The sequence below is a fragment of the Nocardia sp. NPDC127526 genome (assembly GCF_042672265.1).
Taxonomy (GTDB): Bacteria; Actinomycetota; Actinomycetes; order Mycobacteriales; family Mycobacteriaceae; genus Nocardia.
Map to the genome: position 1 here is coordinate 609,663 of NZ_JBHXVO010000002.1, position 19,709 is coordinate 629,371.

At 69.0% G+C, this 19,709-nt stretch carries 19 protein-coding genes; 5 read left to right on the top strand and 14 right to left on the bottom strand.

The window, feature by feature from the left end:
- Positions 1 to 53: 53 nt before the first annotated feature.
- Together ACFVIV_RS05950 and ACFVIV_RS05955 are read left to right on the top strand one after the other, a co-directional pair.
- Positions 54 to 476 carry an anti-sigma factor gene (locus ACFVIV_RS05950; RefSeq protein WP_379193647.1) on the top strand — a complete coding sequence of 141 codons (423 nt, stop codon included), beginning with the start codon at positions 54 to 56 and terminating at the stop codon, positions 474 to 476.
- 164 nt (positions 477 to 640) lie between these two features.
- A complete protein-coding gene (locus tag ACFVIV_RS05955; RefSeq protein WP_379193701.1) occupies positions 641 to 1,432 on the top strand; it encodes a SigB/SigF/SigG family RNA polymerase sigma factor in 792 nt (263 codons plus the stop codon).
- 9 nt (positions 1,433 to 1,441) lie between these two features.
- On the opposite strand, the gene ACFVIV_RS05960 is transcribed toward ACFVIV_RS05955, so the two are convergent.
- Both ACFVIV_RS05960 and ACFVIV_RS05965 read right to left on the bottom strand, forming a co-directional pair.
- Positions 1,442 to 1,975, bottom strand: coding sequence for a DUF6817 domain-containing protein (locus ACFVIV_RS05960; protein ID WP_379193648.1), 534 nt, complete (start codon positions 1,973 to 1,975; stop codon positions 1,442 to 1,444).
- Between the two features lie 519 nt (positions 1,976 to 2,494).
- Positions 2,495 to 3,823: an RsmB/NOP family class I SAM-dependent RNA methyltransferase gene (locus ACFVIV_RS05965; RefSeq protein ID WP_379193649.1), complete on the bottom strand. Its 1,329-nt coding sequence runs from the start codon at positions 3,821 to 3,823 to the stop codon at positions 2,495 to 2,497.
- Between the two features lie 12 nt (positions 3,824 to 3,835).
- Here ACFVIV_RS05965 and ACFVIV_RS05970 point away from each other — a divergent pair, with 12 nt between their 5' ends.
- Positions 3,836 to 4,108, top strand: coding sequence for a hypothetical protein (locus ACFVIV_RS05970; RefSeq protein WP_379193650.1), 273 nt, complete (start codon positions 3,836 to 3,838; stop codon positions 4,106 to 4,108).
- Positions 4,109 to 4,611: 503 nt separating this feature from the next.
- Here ACFVIV_RS05970 and fmt read toward each other — a convergent pair.
- The 6 genes from fmt to ACFVIV_RS06000 all read right to left on the bottom strand — a co-directional run bounded on the left by fmt (position 4,612) and on the right by ACFVIV_RS06000 (position 9,834).
- Positions 4,612 to 5,535, bottom strand: a complete 924-nt coding sequence (gene fmt, locus ACFVIV_RS05975; RefSeq protein WP_379193651.1) for a methionyl-tRNA formyltransferase — start codon at positions 5,533 to 5,535, stop codon at positions 4,612 to 4,614.
- Entirely contained in the window at positions 5,535 to 6,101 is a 567-nt protein-coding gene (def, locus tag ACFVIV_RS05980) for a peptide deformylase (RefSeq protein WP_379193652.1), read from the bottom strand. Before def ends, fmt begins: the two co-directional genes overlap by 1 nt.
- Positions 6,102 to 6,137: 36 nt before the next feature.
- Positions 6,138 to 7,046, bottom strand: a complete 909-nt coding sequence (locus tag ACFVIV_RS05985) for a lipase family alpha/beta hydrolase (RefSeq protein ID WP_379193653.1) — start codon at positions 7,044 to 7,046, stop codon at positions 6,138 to 6,140.
- Between the two features lie 210 nt (positions 7,047 to 7,256).
- Positions 7,257 to 8,267, bottom strand: coding sequence for a lipase family alpha/beta hydrolase (locus ACFVIV_RS05990; protein WP_379193654.1), 1,011 nt, complete (start codon positions 8,265 to 8,267; stop codon positions 7,257 to 7,259).
- A gap of 60 nt (positions 8,268 to 8,327) precedes the next feature.
- Positions 8,328 to 9,023, bottom strand: a complete 696-nt coding sequence (locus tag ACFVIV_RS05995) for a PadR family transcriptional regulator (protein WP_379193702.1) — start codon at positions 9,021 to 9,023, stop codon at positions 8,328 to 8,330.
- 115 nt (positions 9,024 to 9,138) lie between these two features.
- On the bottom strand, positions 9,139 to 9,834 hold the full coding sequence (locus ACFVIV_RS06000) for an HAD family hydrolase (protein WP_379193655.1): 696 nt from the start codon (positions 9,832 to 9,834) through the stop codon (positions 9,139 to 9,141).
- A gap of 86 nt (positions 9,835 to 9,920) precedes the next feature.
- Here ACFVIV_RS06000 and ACFVIV_RS06005 point away from each other — a divergent pair, with 86 nt between their 5' ends.
- Complete coding sequence (locus ACFVIV_RS06005; protein ID WP_379193656.1) at positions 9,921 to 10,721, top strand: ABC transporter ATP-binding protein; 801 nt, start codon at positions 9,921 to 9,923, stop codon at positions 10,719 to 10,721.
- Here ACFVIV_RS06005 and ACFVIV_RS06010 read toward each other — a convergent pair.
- Entirely contained in the window at positions 10,712 to 11,299 is a 588-nt protein-coding gene (locus ACFVIV_RS06010; protein ID WP_379193657.1) for a TetR/AcrR family transcriptional regulator, read from the bottom strand. The genes ACFVIV_RS06005 and ACFVIV_RS06010 overlap by 10 nt on opposite strands.
- Positions 11,300 to 11,377: 78 nt before the next feature.
- Here ACFVIV_RS06010 and ACFVIV_RS06015 point away from each other — a divergent pair, with 78 nt between their 5' ends.
- The gene (locus tag ACFVIV_RS06015; protein ID WP_379193658.1) at positions 11,378 to 12,217 is read left to right on the top strand and encodes an NAD(P)H-binding protein; all 840 of its coding nucleotides are present in this window, start codon (positions 11,378 to 11,380) and stop codon (positions 12,215 to 12,217) included.
- Between the two features lie 9 nt (positions 12,218 to 12,226).
- Here the strand turns inward: ACFVIV_RS06015 and ACFVIV_RS06020 are convergent, their stop codons facing one another.
- From ACFVIV_RS06020 to rpoZ, 5 genes are all read right to left on the bottom strand, one after another.
- Positions 12,227 to 13,657: a carotenoid oxygenase family protein gene (locus ACFVIV_RS06020; RefSeq protein WP_379193659.1), complete on the bottom strand. Its 1,431-nt coding sequence runs from the start codon at positions 13,655 to 13,657 to the stop codon at positions 12,227 to 12,229.
- 68 nt (positions 13,658 to 13,725) lie between these two features.
- Complete coding sequence (locus tag ACFVIV_RS06025) at positions 13,726 to 16,614, bottom strand: hypothetical protein (protein WP_379193660.1); 2,889 nt, start codon at positions 16,612 to 16,614, stop codon at positions 13,726 to 13,728.
- Positions 16,615 to 17,829, bottom strand: coding sequence for a methionine adenosyltransferase (gene metK, locus ACFVIV_RS06030; protein ID WP_379193661.1), 1,215 nt, complete (start codon positions 17,827 to 17,829; stop codon positions 16,615 to 16,617).
- Between the two features lie 232 nt (positions 17,830 to 18,061).
- Positions 18,062 to 19,282, bottom strand: coding sequence for a bifunctional phosphopantothenoylcysteine decarboxylase/phosphopantothenate--cysteine ligase CoaBC (gene coaBC, locus ACFVIV_RS06035; protein WP_379193662.1), 1,221 nt, complete (start codon positions 19,280 to 19,282; stop codon positions 18,062 to 18,064).
- 70 nt (positions 19,283 to 19,352) lie between these two features.
- Positions 19,353 to 19,619: a DNA-directed RNA polymerase subunit omega gene (gene rpoZ, locus ACFVIV_RS06040; RefSeq protein WP_029924434.1), complete on the bottom strand. Its 267-nt coding sequence runs from the start codon at positions 19,617 to 19,619 to the stop codon at positions 19,353 to 19,355.
- Positions 19,620 to 19,709: the final 90 nt, after the last annotated feature.

The window sequence follows — 19,709 nt, forward strand, 5'->3', positions numbered from 1 at the left end:
GATAGCGACCATTGCGCTGATTGCCGCGCGCCGGAATGGGTAGCCTATTGCAGGTGATCAACATTTCGGCGGAACAAGGCCTGCGTGCCACACCGGTCGAGATCGGTGTCGCCGCATCCGTCTCCCAGTTGCCCATCGTGCGCGGACTCGCCGAAACCCTGGTGCTGCTCAGCGATTTCACACTCGATGAAGTGGCCGATATCCGGCTCGCCGTGGACGAGGCCGCCTCCACCCTCATCGCGCTCGCCGCGCCCGGCACCACACTGCAGTGCGTGTTCACCGTCGGCGAGCAGGATTTGGTGGTGCGGGTCAGCGGGACCGCCGCCGCGGAGGGCCTGCCGGATCAGCGCAGCTTCGGCTGGCATGTGCTGCGGACGCTCTCCGACGAGGTCACCGCGACCCAGGGCGATTTCGATCCGGCGATCTCCGGCTACCCGACGAGTGTGGAATTCCGGCGGGGCCGGGGGAAGGCGTAGTGACCGACGAGGACATCGTGATCCCATCCCCCGAAGCAGCACGGCCCGATCCCGCCGAGGAACCGGATCTCGAGCCCGCGCGGACCGAGGACGCCGCCGACTCCCAGGACGCCACCGACGGCGAGAACGGTGCCGAGAACGGGGAGGCCGACACCGATGAGGCCATCGATGCGGACGAGGCCGAAGAGGTCGCGCGCAGCGTCTCCGGATACGACGATGTGGCAGCGCTGTTCGAGCAGCTGGCCGCCGCGGACCCGGCCTCGCCGCGCCGCACGGCCTTACGCGCGGAACTGATCAATCGCTGTATTCCGCTGGCGGACCACATTGCTCGCAAGTTCAGCGGGCGCGGCGAACCGTTCGACGACCTCACCCAGGTGGCGCGCGTCGGCCTGGTGCACGCCGTCGACCGCTTCGACGTCGCCCGCGGCTCCAACTTCCTGTCCTTCGCGGTGCCCACCATCATGGGCGAGGTCCGGCGCTACTTCCGCGACAACACCTGGGCCATGCGAGTCCCCCGCCGCGTCAAGGAAACCCACCTGCGCATCGGCGCCGCCATCGACGCCCTGTCGCAGCAGCTGGGCCGCTCCCCCACCGCCAAGGAGATCGCCGCCGAACTCGGCATCGATCCCGACGAGGTCACCCAGGCCGTCATCGCCGGAAACGCCTACCAGCCCAGCTCCATCGACGCGGTCTCCGTGGGCCGCGACACCGAGGCCTCCCTGCTGGATACCCTCGGCGAGGAGGAATCCCAGTTCGACCGCGTCGAGGAATACGTCGCCATCCGCCCCCTGCTGGCCGGCCTCCCCGAACGCGAACGCCGCATCCTCACCATGCGCTTCTTCGAATCGATGACCCAAACCCAGATCGCCCAGCAAATGGGCATCTCCCAGATGCACGTCTCCCGAATCCTGTCGAAAACCCTTGCGCGCCTGCGGGAGCAATCAGCCCGCGAGTGATCCCCGGTCTCAGCGCAGCATCCGGCAGGCCTGCCACGCGGGCGCCGACAGGTGATCCTTGCACCGCTCGAACAACTGGTACAGCGCCGCACCATGCGCCGCAGCCAGTTCGGCGTTGTGGGTCATGACATCGAGCTCGTTCGCAACGGTGAGCTCCAAGAACTCCCGCAGCTCCGGCTCGGCGAGTTCATGGTCGCATCCGGTGAACCGATCCCGGAACACCACCGGCGTGGCATCGATCCGCGGATAGACCGCCGCGCGATCACAACTGCCATACAGATACACCAGCGCTTCGGCCTTCTCCCCGATAAGCGCTCGCAACGTCGCGCGATCCCGAAGATCCAGCAGCGACTGGCCGAACCCATCGGTGCCGTACGCGGCATGACACACCCCGGCATATTGCAGATCGCGACCACCGCCCCAGGACGCCAGCAGTCCGGCAACACGATGGAGATGCTCCATCAGCGTGCCGCCAGGATGCGGAATCCGATCCGCCCCATGTTCCCGCAAGAACCGGGTAATCGCTTCGGGCACAGCCGACACACTGCTATTCACGCGCGGGTCCTCTCCAAGAGTGGGGGTCGGCACCCGTACGGGGTTGCCGCCTGTCGTAGGCCCGAACCCATCATCGGCGAGACCTGAACCACAGGTCAACCCTCGAATTACCTTGCCAATCCCCAAGACCCGACCCGCCCGCCGCCCCAGCCGCTCGGCGACAGCCCATCCAGCCTGGACACATGATCACCGGGAACGGTGGCGGCATTTCCCGAGAAGCCCCCGCCACCAGTTCCCGGTCGGCATCGTTTCAGTTCCGGAGGGCGACGAGGTGTCGGTGCGACCACAACTGCTGGTGGCGCGGACCATACCGGCGACAACTGCCACCACCTCGAACGCGGCACGCCGATGAGCCGAACCAGTTCCCGTGCGGCACTGAGCAACTCGCGCTGCAGAGTCTGCAGCTCGCATACATCCGGCCGGTGGCGGCGCCACCGGATACCGATGGCGGCGTCCGGTGGACACCGCGCAACCGGTACCCGGTCGGCATTGTTTCAGGTCGGGCGCCTACTCGGCTTTCAGCGGTTTCCGGAGGGCGGCGAGGAACATGGCGTCGGTGCCGTGGCGGTGGGGCCAGAGTTGGGCGCCGGGGCCGTCGCCGAGTTCGGGGACGCCGGGCAGGAGGTCGCGGGTGTCTAGTTGTTCGGCGCCGGTGCGGCGGGCCATGTCGGCGACCACCGAGACCGTTTCCGGGAGGTGGGGTGAGCAGGTGGAGTAGACGACCACGCCGCCGGGGCGGAGCAGATCCCATGCGGCGGTGAGGAGTTCACGCTGCAGAGCGACCAGTTCGCGGACGTCGGAGGGCTGGCGGCGCCAGCGGGCCTCCGGGCGGCGGCGCAGGGCGCCCAGGCCGGTACAGGGGGCGTCGACCAGGATGCGGTCGTAGCCGGGTTCGAGGCCGGTGTCGCGGCCGTCCACGACGTGGACGTCGACCGGCATATTGCGGGTGGCCTTGCGGACCAGGTCGGCGCGGTGTTCGGCCGGTTCGACAGCATCGACGTGGAAGCCGTCGATCTCGGCGATGGAGGCCAGCAGTGCCGTCTTGCCGCCCGGGCCGGCGCACAGGTCGAGCCAGCGGCCGCCGTCCGCACCCTCGAGGGGTGCGCGCGTAACCGCCAGCGCCACCAGCTGACTGCCCTCGTCCTGCACGGCGGCCATGCCGTCGCGCACCGGTTCCAGCTTGGCCGGATCACCGCCGTCGAGGTACACCGCGTACGGCGACCAGCGCCCTTCCTCGCCACCGGTGACGAGCGCGAGTTCCTCGGCGGTCATATCGCCGGGCCGCGCCACCAGGTGCACGGCTGGTCGAGCGTCGTCGGCGGCCAGCACCTCCCGCAGCTCGCCCGCCTGCGCGCCCAGCGCATCCGCGAAGGCCTGTGCGATCCACACCGGATGCGCGTACTCGAAAGCCAAATGCCCCAGCGGATCCCGAGGCGCAAGCTGCTCCACCCACTCCTCGACCGTCTTCTCCGCCACCCGCCGCAGCACGGCATTCACGAATCCGGCCCGCCCCTGCCCGAATTCGGCCCGCGCCAGCGCCACCGAGGTATCGACCGCCGCATGCGCCCCGATCCGAGTCCGCAACAACTGATACGTCCCCAACCGCAGCGCATCCAGCAACGGCCCGTCGATCTCCTCGACCGACCGCCCGGCGCAAGCCTCGATCACCGCGTCCAACAGCCCCTGCGACCGCGCCGCACCATAGGTGAGCTCGGTGGCCAACGCCGCATCCCGCCCACTGATATGCCGCTCCCGCAACAACCCCGGCAGCACGAGATTGGCGTAGGCATCCCGTTCCCGCACGGCCCGCAACACATCCCGCGCCACCACCCGCACGGGATCCGTCCCATGCCCGCCGTGCTCGGCGCGCTTGCCTCCACCGGAACCCGGACGACCAGCGCCGGACTTGCCGTCACGCCCCCGGCTCCCCTGTCCGCCACCGACAGCGCGACGCCGATCCGCCTGCGGCCCAGCCGATCCACGCTCCCCACCACGCCGACCGCCGTTACCGAAACCCTCGCCGTTCCCGCCCCTGCCCGACGCGCCGCCGGTGCCACGGTCCGCCGCCCTGTCGCCGCCATCGCGGCCCGAACCGGCGCGTCGACCGCCGCCATCCCGTGAGTTTCGCTCATCCGAACCGAAACCTGTACCACCGGAACGAGTTCCGCCGCGCGAGTCACGGTCGTAGCCGCCCGTGCGCCCACCGGCCGCACGACCCCCGCGCCGATCGTCTTGCTCTGCGTACCGTTCGCGGTCGCCGCTGCGGGTGTTGCCACCGGCGCGGCTTCCACCGCGACCCGCACCTGCTGGACGTCCGCTGCGCGAGCCTCGCTCGTCGGCGTCGAAGCGGCTGCCACCGTCGCCGCGCTCATCGCCGAAGCGGGCTCCACCACGGGCATGACCGCCGCCGCCGGCGGCCCGGCGACCGGCTGCGCCGGCACCGCGGCGTTGGTTGTCCTGCGCCGGAGAGTCTTTCCGCTCACCGGTGCGGTCGTCGGTGTTCTTGCGGGAGTTGGTGTTTCGGGGGTTGGGGTTGTCGGGCCGCATGGGGTCCTTCCGCGGGTTGTGGTCGCGGCGGGGGCGGCCGGGGGGCTGGTTGGTGGAGGTTGCCCGGGTGGGGCGGGTCATTCGACCACCGCGCCGGGTTGGAGGCGGGCGCCTCGGGCCCAGTCGAGGGCGGGCATCATGCGTTTGCCTTGGGGTTGGACTTCCGTCAGGCGGACGGCGGTGGTGGCGGTGCCGATGTAGACGCCGGTTTTGCGGATTTCGATGGAGCGTTCGGGGAGGTTTTCCTCGATCAGTTCGACGGGGGCCAGTTTGAGGCGCTTGCCGTCTACCTCGGTCCAGGCGCCGGGGGCCGGGGTTACCGCGCGGATGCGGCGGGAGATGGCCAGGGCGGGCTGGTCCCAGCGGATGTGGCCGGCTTCCGGATCGACCTTGGGGGCGTAGGAGATTCCGTCGAGGGACTGCGGGACCGCTTGCAAGGCACCGGCTTCCACACCGTCGAGGGTGGATTCCAGGAGGTGGGCGCCGCTGTCGGCCAGGCGGGCGAGCAGATCGCCGGCGGTGTCGGTGACGCGGATCTTCTCGGTGATCATGCCGTACACCGGGCCGGTGTCGAGGCCCTTTTCGATGCGGAAGGTGGAAGCGCCGGTGATCTCGTCACCGGCGAGGATGGCCGCCTGCACGGGGGCCGCGCCGCGCCAGGCGGGCAGCAACGAGAAGTGCAGGTTGATCCAGCCGTGGCGGGGAATGTCGAGGACCGACTCGGGGAGCAGGGCGCCGTAGGCGACCACCGGACAGCAGTCGGGGGCCAATTCGGTGAGCTGCTCGATGAATTCGGGTTCGGAGGGGCGGCGCGGGGTGAACACCGGAATGCCGTGCTCGTCGGCCAGGCGGCCGATGGGCGAGCGGGTCACCTTGCGGCCGCGACCGGCCACCGCGTCGGGGCGGGTGACCACACCGACCACCTCGTGGCCCTCGGATTCGATGAGTCGCCGCAGCGACGGAACCGCCGGTTCGGGGGTTCCCGCGAAGACCACGCGCATCAACGACTCCGTTCCCGCGTGGCGATGGACCGGCGGCCGCCGATCTCGGATGCCGCCAGCGTGGTGATTCCCTGTGTGAACCAAGCCGATTCGCGAATGATGCGCATCGCCGTCTTGCGCGCGGCCGGATCCAGCCGCTGCAGGAACAGCACGCCGTCGAGATGATCGGTCTCGTGCTGCACGCACCGCGCCAGCAGCCCGGTGGCCTCGAATTCCACCGGCTTGCCGTCCAGATCGACACCGCTGGCCTGCACCGTCATCGCCCGCGTGACATCCTCGCGCACACCGGGAATCGACAGACAGCCCTCCGGCCCGGTCTGCGTCTCCTCGCCGACCACCTCGAACACCGGATTGATCAGATGCCCCTGCGCGTCGCCGGTGTCGTAGACGAAGACCCGTAGCCCGACCCCGATCTGCGGGGCGGCCATCCCCACGCCGCCGCTCTCGTACATGGTGTCGGTCAGGTCGGTCACCAGCTGGCGCACCTCCCGATCGAACGTCTCGACCTCCGCCGCGCGAGCGCGCAGGATCGGATCGCCGAACAGGCGGACAGGCTGGATGGTCACGGGCAGCTCCGGGTAGCTAACGAAGATACGGTCGTCTCATTTTACGGACGAGCCGAGGTCCGCCGATTCCGATTGCCCCGCTTCCAGCGTTTCGGCAATGCCGGCGCCCAGTGGCACGTACTCGCAGACCGGCCGGCGGGCATGCGCGGGATCGAGGGTATTGAGCACCACCTGCTGGACCAAGCGGTCGTAAACCATATGAAAATGCCCGGTCAGATTGATCGGGCACAGGTCCTGCAGCACCAGGTTGACGGCCCCGGGACCCCGCAGCGCGATATTGTCGAACGGCTGGATCATTTCATCCACCCGGCTGCCGATGGTGGTGTATCGCACACCGGGCACGGTGTCGCCGCCGGCATTGAGGGCGAGCATGAACGGTGATCCGGCCGCCTGCTGCACCGCCGCCACCGAGGACACCAGCTCGGCGATATCGAAGATGATCGGATGCTCCTCGGCGACCGGGACCAGCCCGTACAGCACGCCGCCGTAGCTGGGCGAGGCGATGCCCACCCACTGGCCGACCTTGGGCGCACCGCCGAGTTTGTTGATGTAGTAGCGAGTCACGTTGGCGCCCTGGGAAAATCCGACCAGGTCCACCTGCGCGGCCCCGGTCGCGGCGAGCACCTGCTCGACGAAGACGCCGATCTGGGCGGAACTCGTCCAAATGTCCTGGGTGCCGTAGGTGTCGTCACCGGGCTTTCCCCCGTAGTTCACCGCGAAGACGCAGAACCCGGCCGCCACCAGCTGCGGCCCGATGACCGAGTAATCGGAGTACGCCGTCGAATCGGTCCCGTGCGCCAGGATCACCGGCCGGGGATGGTCGGCGCCGGGCCGGCAGCCGAAATCATTGACACCCATCGGGACGGCGTCGGGATGTTCTTCCAGGAAGCGTTTCGCACCGAGATGATCCGGCTGCGGCGGCCCGGGATAGCGAGGTGTCGCCATTACCGAACCGGTGGCGGGACCGGCCGCGGACACCCCCGACAACACGGGCGCCGCGGCGGCCGCACCTATCGCGATAGCGATCAACGCCTGTCGGGACCGTCCTCCATTCCACTGCACAGCAGCGAGCCTAGCCGTGAAAACCTGCTTGAAATCGCAGGTGAGGATATGTTTCGTTGATCATTTTCGGTGGCTGCGGTGCGGTCGGTCACGTTAGGAATGCGAGGCGAGGACCACTTCCCTGATGCCCGTCCCGAACGCCACCGGCGCGCACGTCGGCTGCCGGGCGTGGGCGGGATCGAGGGTATTGAGCACGAGCTGCTGCACGTAGGGGTCGTAGACCATATGGAAGTGCCCGGTCAGATTGTCGGCGCACAGGTCCTGCAGCACCAGATTGGTGGCGCCCGCACCCTTGAGGGCGATGTTCTCGCGCGGCTGGATCATCTCGTCGACCCGGCTGCCGATGGTGGTGTACCGCACGCCGGGCACGGTGTCGCCACCGGCGTTGAGGGCGGTGATGAACGGCGATCCGGCGGCCTGCTGCACCGCGGCGGTGGAGCTGCCCAGGGCGACGAGGTCGTAGACGATCGGCACCGTGTCGGCGACCGTCACCAGGCCGTACATGACGCCGCCGTAGCTGGGCGAGGCGATGCCCACCCACTGGCCGACCTTGGACGCGCCGCCGAGCTGGTTGATCCAGTAGCGAGTCACGCTGGCGCCCTGGGAGAAGCCGACCATATCCACCTGCGCGGCGCCGGTCGCGGCCAGCACCTGATCGGTGAAAGCGCCGATCTGCGCGGAACTTTGGAACACATCCTCGGTGCCGTAGCTCTTGGCGCCCGCCTTGCCGCCGTAGTTCGGCGCGAAAACGCAGAAGCCGGCCTGCACGAGTTGTGCGCCGATGACGGAATAGTCGGAGTAGGCCGAGGAGTCTGTGCCGTGCGCCAGCACCACCGGGCGCGGATGCTCCGCGCTCGGCTTGCATCCGAAGTCGTTGACGCCCTGCGGCGCCGCGTTCGGGTACTGCTTCAGATACCGCGCGGCCGTCAGATGATCGGTCTGCTGCGGCCCCCACTGGGTGGGCACCACGACCGACCCGGCCGGATCAGCCGTGGCAATGCCCGATCCGATGGGCGCGGCCCCCGCGCCCATCATGACTCCCAGTACGACGACCCCCGCCGATGTGATCCGGCGTCGCAGCGCCGACCACCTCCCAATTCCCATAACCAAATGATGGCGCAGATGTGCCAGAAATCCCTATTCGGAGTTGGCAATTCGACGACATTACTTTTGGGGTGTGTCGTCTTCGGCAAGGATCCGGTAAAGCGACCGGCGCGCCTCGGTGAGCACCTCGGCCGCCTTCTCCGCCTGCGCCGGAGTGCCGACGGAAGCGACCTGGGCGACCGCACCCATGAGCTGGCCGACCAGTCCGCGAAGATCCAGCGCTTGATCGCCGACGCCGTCCTTCACGTCCTGCCAGGGATCGCCCAGATCGGTGCGATGCTCCTCGACATAGGCCGTGCCGGCCTCGGTGAGCTTGGCGGTCTTGCGACCGGACACCTTCTCGATCAGCACCAGGCCCTCGTCCTCGAGCTGTGCGAGGGCGGGGTAGATGGAGCCGGGGCTGGGCCGCCAGACGTCCTGGCTGCGCTCGCGGATCTGCTGGATGAGCTCGTAGCCGTGCATGGGCTTCTCCTGCAACAGCAGCAGGATCGCCGCGCGCACGTCGCCGCGCCGGCCACGGCCGCCGCGACCGCGTCCGCGGCCGAAGTGCGGGCCGGGACCGAAACCGGGTCCGAAGCCGCCGGGACCGAAGTCCGGGCCGAAGCCGCGGCCGTGACCGTGGCGGTGCGGGCCGTGCTCACGGCCGCCGCGCTCACCGCGCGGGCCGCGGCGGTATCGCGGATGTTCGGGGCCCTGCTGCTCTTCGGCGCGCAGTCGCCGCCAGGGGCCGCGGCCCCGTTCCTTGTTCATGTCCATGGGTTCCATGGTGTGCCTCCTCAGGCTTGTCGTTGTTCTTGACAGTATCGACGATATATCGACAATCTATCCAAGACAAGGGTGAAGCAGGACACAAACCGACTGGCCTGGTGCTTTAGAGGCGGCCGTCCATGAGGCCGCGGGAGCGGACGGCCTCGGCCAGGGCGGAGGGCCGATCCACGGTGGGCAGCGGATCCACCAGGGCGAACTCGCAGCCGAGAACCGTTGCGCCGCCGTCGGCTTCGAGGCTGTCGCCCACCATGAGGGCGTTCTCGGGCGCGATGCCGAGGCGTTCCAGCGCGGAGCGGAAGATGCGCTCATCGGGCTTCATGGCGCCCACCTCGAAGGACAGGGCGAAATCGCCGATATATCGATCCCATCCGCGGCCGGTGAGCGCCGGGCGCAGGTCGAAGGCGATATTGCTGACGACGGCGACGGCCAGGCCGTTCTCGTACAGCGCGCGCAGCACCTCGCCGGTATCCGGGTAGGGCGTCCACGCCATGGGATCGAGCAACCGCTCGTAGAGCTGCTTGGCGGGAACGTCGGGTACGCCGGAGCGCTCCAGCACCTGGAGATAAGCGGTGCGATGCAGTGCCGGATCGAGATCCCGATTCTCCCAAGCATATTGGCCGGCCTCGTCGAATTCGACGAGTTGCCCGACCGGGGCGGTCATGCGCCGCATGATCTCGGTGACCTCGTGGGTGTCGAGCGGGCGGCCGTCGTTGTCGGTGAGCTCGACCTCCCGGAACTGCGCTTCCTCGAGTCGGAACAGGGTGCCGGAAAAATCGAAAAGCACTGCCTCGATCGCCATGTCGCCACCCTACACAGCGCACCGCCGGCTATCCGGCCGGCGACCGCACACCTCAACTTGTCTGAGGAGTTTGCTAGGGTGTGGACATGACGGACTCACCGGTGCTCCAGGTCGATGCGGTCGATTTCGTGCGCGAGGGAAACCCGATCCTGCAAGGGGTTTCGCTCATCGTGCGCCCGGGCGAGCATTGGGCGCTGCTCGGGCCCAATGGCGCGGGCAAGACCACCTTGCTGCGCATGCTCGGCGCATTCGAACACCCCACGCGCGGTACGGTATCGGTTCTCGGGCACCGGCTCGGCACGGTGGACATGCGTGCGCTGCGCACCGCCATCGGTCATGTGGACCCGCGCCACACCCCGCCCACTCCCCTGTCGGTGCACGAGTTCGTGCTGACCGGGATCACGAATACCGCTGCGCTGGTGCCGCGTTGGGAGCCAGCGGCCCAGCAGCTCGCCGACGCCGATCGCCTGATCGATCTGCTCGGTCTGTCCCATCGACACGACGCACCGTGGCCGATCCTGTCCCAGGGCGAACGCGGTCGCGCGCTCATTGCCCGCGCGCTCATGCCCAGCCCGCGTCTGCTGCTGCTCGACGAGCCCGCCACCGGCCTGGATCTGGCCGGGCGCGAACAACTTCTCGACCGCGTCGACCGGTTGCAGCGCGCTCACCCTGACCTGGCATCCGTCCTGGTCACACACCATTTGGAGGAACTGCCGCCCGGCACCACGCACGCATTGCTACTGCGCGGCGGGCACGTGGTCGCGGCCGGGCCGGTGGACGAGGTCGTCACCACCGAGCACATCAGCGCCTGCTTCGAACACCCGGTCCGCATCGTGCGCGCCGACGGCCGCTGGAGTGTGCGTCCGGCGCAATCCGCTTACAGCTGAAGGGAATCGATCCACCGCTCCAATCGGCGGCCCTCCGCTTCCATCATGGCCGGATCCCGAAAGGTGTTGGTGAGCAGCGAGATCCCCTGATACGCGGCGAGCAGGGCCACCGCCAGCTCCCGCGCGTCGTCGCGACCCATGGTGCGGAACTGCGTCTCGATCCAGTCGAGCAGCCCGCGCATGACCGCGGCCAGTTCCTGATCGAGCCCGTCGGCGCGCTTGTCCAGCTCGGTGGCGAGAGTGCCTGACGGGCAACCGTATTCGGCTGCCAGATCCCGTTGCTCGATCCAGCCTCGCACCAGGCCCTTGAGCCGTTCGGCCGGATCCTCATCCTGTTCCAGGATCGCGATGACCTCGCGCATGGTCCGGTCGTGCGCGCCGATGGCCGCCTGGATCAGCTGATCCTTGGTCTTGAAGTAGTAGTAGACATTGCCCACGGGCACCTCGGCGACGCGGGCGATATCGGCGATGGTCGTCTTCTCCACGCCCCGCTCGTAGAAGACCTGCGCCGCCGCCGCGGCCAGCCGCTCCCGCTTGCCGCCGCGCGGACCCCCCGCCCGAGTCACTGAGTTAGTCACCCAACTGACTATAGACAATCACGCGGCCATGGCCTACGGTTCGTTGTTAGTCAGCCAACTAACTCAGGAGTGAGACACATGATCGTGGTGACCGGAGCGACCGGAAACGTCGGCAGCGCACTGGTGCGGATGCTCGCCGAGGCGGGCGAACAGGTGACGGCGGTGTCCCGGCGGGCCGCCGCGGACCTGCCCGAGGGCGTGCGGCAGGTGACCGCCGACCTGACCGACGTGCAGAGCCTGGCGCCGGCACTCGAGGGAGCGAAGCAGCTGTACCTGCTGTTCGCCCAAGGGTCCTTCGAAGCGGATGTGCCGGGCATTCTCGCGGCCGCCGCCGAGGCCGGCGTGGGCCGCGTCGTGCTGCAGTCATCCCAGGGCGTGGCCACCCGGCCGGAGAGCGCCTCGCACGGGCAGCTCGGGAAGGCGGTCGAGGTCGCTGTGCAGGAGTCCGGATTGGAATGGACGATCCTGCGGCCCGGCGGTTTCCAGTCCAATATGTTCGCCTGGGCCGAGCAGGTGCGCAGCGAACGGACCGTCGCCGCGCCCTTCGGTGACGTAGGGATTCCATTCGTGGACCCGGAGGACATCGCCGCCATGGCCGCCGCCGCGCTGCGCGAGGACGGCCACGCCGGGCGCATCTACACCCTCACCGGGCCGGTCGCCGAGACGCCCCGGGATCGAGTCCGGGTCCTCTCCGAAATCCTCGGGGACACGGTGCAATTCCTCGAGCAGACGCCCGAGGAGGCGCAGGAGCAGATGCTGAAGTTCATGCCGCCCGCCGTCGTGGACACCACCCTCGCCATTCTCGGCCACCCCACCGAGGACGAGGTGCGCGTCAGCCCCGATGTCGAGCAGGTGCTGAGGCGTGCACCCCGCCCGTTCGCCGCGTGGGCCGAGCGCAATATCGCCGCCTTCCGCTGAATTGCCCGCCTACGTCGCCGGGACCCAGTTGCCGTGGAAGCCAGCGGGTACCCGGTGCGGCAGGTGAATGCTTGCGACCGTGTCGAGGGTTCCGGCATCCAGGATGGCGAGGTCGCTGCGATCGGTTTCGGCGTCGTAGACGAAGCCCATGAGTACGCCCTCGTCTTCGGCGGCATCGGCTGCGGCGGGCTCGAAGACGAACTCGCCCAACTGTTTTCCCGCGCCGAACGACCGGGAGACGGTCGTCGAGTTGACCAGATCGTGTTTGTACAGCGTGGATTCGCCATTCAAACCGGGACCGGCGGCGGGCACGTATCCGAAGCGGTGCCGCTTGCCGATCAGGCGCTCGTCGATGCGCGGGAATTCCTGGGCGCGATCGTCGAACCGGGACTGGCGGACCTTGCCCGCGGTGAGATCGATCTCCCAGCGATCCAGGGCGGGTGCGCCCTCCTCGGGGCCGAATTGGCTGGTATCGAACATCTTCGGATATCGGACCACGTCGAGGACGATGGTGTCGCCGTCGTCGTAGGCGTTCATGGGATGGAACACATAGCAGGGTTCGATCTCGAACCAGCGCACCGACGCCGTCGTTCCCACGCGCGGCATGACCCCGATGCGGGCCTGGTACTCCGGATTCCAGCTGTAGGGCAGCCGCCGGTCGCGGGGCGGCGCGGCCGGACGGGGCGGGCTGGGGATGCGCACGCGGCCCAGGAGAGCCGACAGCAGCAGCCGGGCGGGCAGCCGCATCCAGCGCGGCACCGCCATTTCGGCCACCCGGCGCACATCGAAGGTGACCGGCAGGTCGTAGAGCACCACGTACTTCTCGGTGAGCGAGAAGTCGTGCATCATTGGCGATCCGCCGACCTCGATATCCACCGTGCGCCGGGCGCGCCCGTCGACCCCGATCACCGAGTATTGCACCGACTTCGGGTTCCGGAACGCGTACGACACCGCGTGCAGTTCACCGGTTTCGGGATCGCGTTTGGGGTGTGCGGTGTAGCCGCCGCTCAGGGTGCCGTCGAAATCGCAGACGCCGACGGTGTCGAGGTCCTCGGACAGCTCGTAGTTGGCCGCGCCGCCTTCCACGAGGGCGAGAGTGCGCCCGCCGTGTCCGATCACGTTCGTGTTCGCGCCGATTCCGAACCCGTCGCCCGGGTCGACCACCGGCGTCTCACCAAGCGCGGCCGAGGTCATGGGACCGCGCACCCAGCGGTTGCGGTACCACTCCGCCAGGCCGTCGCGCAGCCGGATGCCGTGCACCATGCCGTCGCCGGTGAACCAGTGATAGAGATTCGGGTCGATCTCGCCGATGGGATTCGGGCCATTGCGGAGGTAACGGCCGTCGAGGTGATCGGGAATCGTTCCGGTGACCGATAATTCGGTGAGAGTGTATTCGTGCTGGATCGGGGCGAAACCGCCCTCGAGATAGCGATTGCCCATCGCAGGGCCTCCTGCCTGAATAACAGCGCTATTCCCACCAGCCTAACGCCGCCGCCGGTGGCCGCGGATCAGCCGATATCGATCGGATCGATCTGGACCCGCAACGGGTCGTCGGACTTGTGCGTGCTGCGCACCGCCTGCGCGGCGGTCAACGCACGGGCCAGAGCGGAGCCCGCCGATCGGTCGACGCGCAGGATCATGCGTTCCACCTCGGCCGGAGAATCCCCGCCGCTGAACGGCTTTCGCGCACCGAACGGCAAGGGGACCGGTCCGAGCACCTCGACGAAGTCGGGAAGCTTTGCCTCGGTGAGCAATTCGGCGATGGAGTCGGTGGTGCCGTCGATGGCGGCCAGTCGCACGGCGGGCGGGAAGCGCACCTCGGTGCGTCCGGACAGCTCGATTTGCGCGTGCCACACCGGATCCCAGCGCAACAGCGCCTGCACGGTGGGCAGCGTGGGTTCGGCCATGACGAGGGCCTGCCCCTTGGGACGGACCAGGGCGGTCGCGGACATCCAGCGCCGCAACGTGTCCTCGGCCGCCCGCAGATCAGCGCGCCCCAGCAGTGCCCAGCCGTCGAGCAGCAGCGCGACGCCGTACCCACCGGGCACCGTCGGCTCGGCCCCAATGGTCGCCACCACCACCTGCGGCCCGGGCGGCACCTCGCTCAGCACGTTCCCGCCCCCGGATCCGCGCACCGGCACCCCGGGGAAGGCCCGCCCCAATTCCTCGGCGGTGCGCGCCGCACCGATCACGACCGCCCGCAGCGCCCGCGACCCGCACGCCCCACAGCGGAAGGCGGGCTCGGTCTTTCCACACCACCGGCAGGTCGGGCTGTGCGCGACCTCCGCCCCGCCCCGGGCCACACTCGCGGCCACGCCGACCTCCTGGGCCGAACGCCGCGCTCCGTCCCCACCGGCCCGCGCGCCGTTCCCACCGGGCGAAGTGGCTGATCCGGTCTTGGACCCGTTGTCCGGCAACGCCAATGGACCATTGCAGTGCCGGCAGCGCGCGGGCGTCCGGCATTTCGCGCACGACAGTGCGGGAATGTACCCGCGTCGCGGCACCTGCACGAGAACCGGAGCGCCCTCGGCCAGCGCGCGTTTGGCGGCCATGAACGCCTCACCTGGAATCCGCACCGCCTTCGCGATCGGATCCCGTTCCAGCGCCACATCGGTGTCCCCCGGCGCCTTGATCCGAGGCATGGCCGCGCGCAGATCGGCGCGATCGGCGAGCAGATCATGCGCCCACCCGGATTCGACGATCGCCTGCACCTCCGCCGTCCGCGCGAATCCGCCCGCCACGAAGGCCGCCCCCGTCTCATGGGCCCGGAGCATCGCCACCTCGCGCGCATGCGGATACGGCGCCCGCGGCTCGGCGTACGTGTCGTCCCCGTCATCCCAAATCGCGATCAGCCCAAGATCTTTCACCGGCGCGAACACCGAACTCCGCGTCCCGATCACCACCCGCGCGGTCCCCCGCAAAGCCGCCAGCCACCGCCGATACCGCGCCGAAGGCCCCAGCCCCGCCGCCAGCCCCACCGCCGACTCCCCCACCAGCGCAACGCATTCCCCCAACACCCGATCCAAATCCCGCTGATCCGGCACCATCAACACCGCACTACGCCCACCTTCGGCGACAACCGCCGCCATCTCCGCGAGCCGCCGCGCCCAATCCTCCCCCGGCAACGCCTGCCACGCCGCCCGCGGCCCCCTCCCCGCCGCCAGCGCACCCAGGAACGACATCCCGTGCACATACCGCCCCCAAGCCGGAAAGTCCTCCGGCCGCGCGTTCGAGACCGCCACCTCGGAGTCGGGCGTTTCCGAGGCTCCGGCCGGCGCCCCACCACCGCCCGCAGCGTCGGCTCCGCCCAGTTCGTCGCCGTCCGCACCGCTGCCTCGACCGTCCGCCGTCCCGTCAGGCGACCGGTCCGTTGCGGCCGACACCACCGCCGGACTTGCTGGATTCTCTCCTGTCAGAGGCATGTCGGACGCGGGTGTCGCAGTCACCCGGCCGGTCGCAGTCACGTCGACGACAAGCCCGGCCTCGGCTGCCCGCTGCCGCATATCCGCCGAGTCGGTTGTGCCCGCAACAGCGCCTCGGACATCACCAGCGACGACATCGGACTCGCGGGCGAGATTCGCGCGGAGAAGACGTTCGGCCGCGCCTTCGGTTGCACCATCGCGGGTATTGCCCTCGGTCGGTGCTGCGCCGCCGTCACCCGAGTGGGCGAGCGGCCGCGCATCCACATCGCTGCCGGCCGCCGGTTCATGCGCCACGGAATCATCCCTTGGCGCATGATCTTCGGTGGACGCGGGGACCTGCGCTGCGGTCGCGGCAGCACCGCCGGCTTCTTCCGAACCGATGCTCTCGGGCGAAACGCGCTCCGCGGCAATGCCGGACCCGACTGCGGGCGTGTCATGTGACGGAGCGTCCGCTGGATCGGGCGCGGTGGCCGCCGAGCTCGCAGGCGAAGGATCTTCTGGTGCAAGCGGATCGGAGGCGGGGGTCGGGGGTACGGCCTGGATCTCGGTGTTCCCGGTGGGCTTCTTGCGGCGGGACTTCGGCTTTGCGGGCGGTTTGGGCCGGCCCTCGGATTCGACCTTGGCGTGGCGGGGTGGGATGGCCAGGCGGAGGACGTCGGCGCGGGTGCCGGCGTAGCGGGACGCGACTGCCGTTATGAGGCGGAGGATTTCGGGGGTGAGGACGCGTTCGGGGGAGACCACGCGGTCCAGGGGCATGAGTTTGCCCGTGTGGGGGGTGGTTTCGAGGCGTTCGAGGAGGTAGCCGTCGACGAGGCGGCCGGAGAAGCGGACGCGGACGCGGACGCCGGGTTGGGCGTCGGAGTTCATCTCGGGTGGGACGAGGTAGTCGAAGTCCCGGTCGAGGTGGGCCGGTTCCAGCAGCGGGAGCACCCGCGCGATGGGGTGGCTCGCCGCTGCTGGTTCCGTGTGGGCCAATTACAGACCGGCGGCCGCGCGCAGCTTGTCCGCGCGGTCGGCGCGCTCCCAGGGCAGGTCCACGTCGGTGCGGCCGAAGTGGCCGTACGCGGCGGTGGGGCCGTAGATCGGGCGCAGCAGATCCAGGTCGCGGATGATGGCGCCGGGACGCAGGTCGAAGACCTCGCCGATGGCGGCGGAGATCTTGACGGGATCGATCTGCTCGGTGCCGAAGGTCTCCACGAACAGGCCGACCGGGGCGGCCTTGCCGATGGCGTAGGCGACCTGGACCTCGACGCGCTCGGACAGGCCGGCCGCGACGACGTTCTTGGCGACCCAGCGCATGGCGTAGGCGGCCGAGCGGTCCACCTTCGACGGATCCTTGCCGGAGAAGGCGCCGCCGCCGTGGCGGGCCATGCCGCCGTAGGTGTCGACGATGATCTTGCGGCCGGTCAGGCCCGCGTCACCCATGGGGCCGCCGAGCACGAACTTGCCCGTCGGGTTGACCAGCAGGCGAATGTTGGAGGTGTCCAACGGGTTCGGCAGCGCCAGCTCCGACAGCACCGAGTCGACGACCTTCTCGCGGATGTCCGGGGTGAGCAGGTTGTCGAGATCGATATCGGCGGCGTGCTGGGTGGAGATGACCACCGTGTCCAGGCGCACCGGCTTGTCACCCTCGTACTCGATGGTGACCTGGGTCTTGCCGTCCGGGCGCAGGTACGGCAGCACACCGGACTTGCGGACCTCGGTCAGGCGACGCGAAAGCTTGTGCGCCAGCGAGATCGGCAGCGGCATGAGCTCCGGGGTCTCCACGGTGGCGTAGCCGAACATCAGGCCCTGATCGCCCGCGCCCTGACGCGCGATCTCGTCGTCCTCGCCGCCCACGCGGGCCTCGTGCGAGGTGTCCACGCCCTGGGCGATATCCGGCGACTGCGCGCCGATGGCGACGTTCACGCCGCAGGAGGCGCCGTCGAAACCCTTTGCGGACGAGTCGTATCCGATCTCCAGGACCTTCTCGCGCACAATGGTCGGGATATCGGCGTAGGCCGAGGTGGTGACCTCGCCGGCCACATGGACCTGACCGGTGGTCACCAGGGTCTCCACCGCCACGCGGCTGCGCGGATCGGCCGCGAGCAACGCGTCGAGGATGGAATCGCTGATGGCATCACAGATCTTGTCCGGATGACCCTCGGTCACGGACTCACTGGTGAATAGGCGGCTGCCAGACGTGCGCACAGTTGTTCCCTCTCCCTGAACGGGTTTCTCGTATCGGCCTGCGACAGTAGCGCCGCGGCGCCACTGCACAACCCTTTGTCTCAGACTATTCCAAACCTATGACCGCTTGGGCCACGTGAGTGTTCCCGCCACGCCGCACCCTGATGACGGTGCGGTCGCGTCTCGGACAGTTGCCTGCCGAGTGCGGCGGGTGCGCCGAGGGCTCTCAGCGCGATACGGACGCCGAGGGCTCTCAGCGCAGCAGCGGACCGAGTGCGTCCAGCACCCGGCTCGCCAGCAGGGCCTTGGATCCGTGATCCAAGGCGATCTCGGTGCCGTCGGCACCGAGTAGCCAACCGTCGTTGTGGTCCACCTCGAAGGCCTTGCCCTCGCCGACGGCATTCACAACGAGCAGATCGCAGCCCTTGCGGGCCAGTTTGGCTCTGGCGTGGGTGAGCACATCGCCGTGCTCGTCACCGGTCTCGGCGGCGAAGCCGACGATCGCGGTACCCGCGAGCAGACCGTCCCGGCGCGATTGCACCAGTCCGGCAAGAATATCGGGCGTCTTGGACAATTCAATCGAATTCGGTTCGCCCGCACCCTTTTTGATTTTCGCCGCGGCCACGTTCACCGGCCGGAAATCGGCCACCGCGGCGGCCATGATGACCGCGTCCGCGCCGAGCGCGTGCTTGTCCACGGCGACCTTCAGCTGTTCGGCGGTGGTCACGTGCACGACCTCGACGCCGGCCGGGGGCTCCAGGCCGATGGTGTTGCCCGCGATGAGCGTGACATGCGCGCCGCGCTGGGCGGCCAGCCGCGCCAGGGCGTAGCCCTGCTTGCCGGAGCTGCGATTGCCGAGGAAGCGCACCGGATCCAGCGGTTCACGCGTGCCACCGGCGGACACCACGACGCGGCGGCCCTCCAGATCGCGCGGAATCGCGTCGGCGCGCTCCTGCAGCAGCATGGCCAGGCCGAAGATCTCCTCCGGTTCCGGCAGCCGGCCGGGCCCGGTGTCGGCGCCGGTCAGGCGGCCGTGCGCGGGCTCCATGACAATGGCCCCGTGCGCGCGCAGCGTCGCGACATTGGCGACGGTGGCGGGATGCTCCCACATCTCGGTGTGCATCGCGGGCGCGAACAGCACCGGACATCGGGCGGTCAGAAGTGTGGCGGTGAGCAGATCGTCCGCGCGGCCGGCGGCGGCGCGCGCCATGAGATCCGCGGTCGCGGGGGCGATGACCACCAGGTCGGCCTCTTGTCCGAGGCGGACGTGCGGCACCTCCGGCACATCGGCGAACACACCGGTATTGACCGGATTGCCGCTGAGCGCCTCGAAGGTCGCCTTGCCGACGAATTGCAGCGCCGACTCGGTGGGAATGACGCGCACCTCGTGGCCGGTCTCGGTGAACCGGCGCACGAGGGCGCAACTCTTGTACGCGGCGATTCCGCCGCCGACACCGACGATGACCCGGGTCACCGCATGCCCCGGGTGAATTCGTTCGTCACTACGCCTCCAGCGCCGTAGTCAGTGCTGTCCTACTGGGGTCTTACTCGCCTTCGGAGTGTTCCAGCAGGTCGGCGTGGATCTCGCGCATGGCCACCGACAGCGGCTTCTCCTGCAGACCCGGCTCCACCAGCGGGCCGACGTATTCGAGAATGCCGTCGCCGAGCTGGTTGTAGTAGTCGTTGATCTGCCGGGCCCGCTTGGCCGCGTAGATGACCAGCGCGTACTTGGACGAGGTGCGCTCCAGCAGCTCGTCGATCGGCGGGTTGGTCAGGCCGACCGGAGTGTCGTATGCCGGGGCTGCCTTCATGTCCGTACTCACTAGAGAGGCTCCTGCGGGGTTGTCGTCGGAACGGATCGGAACCGGCCCCCTCCCCTGCTGATCGCTCGAGAGAGGCGG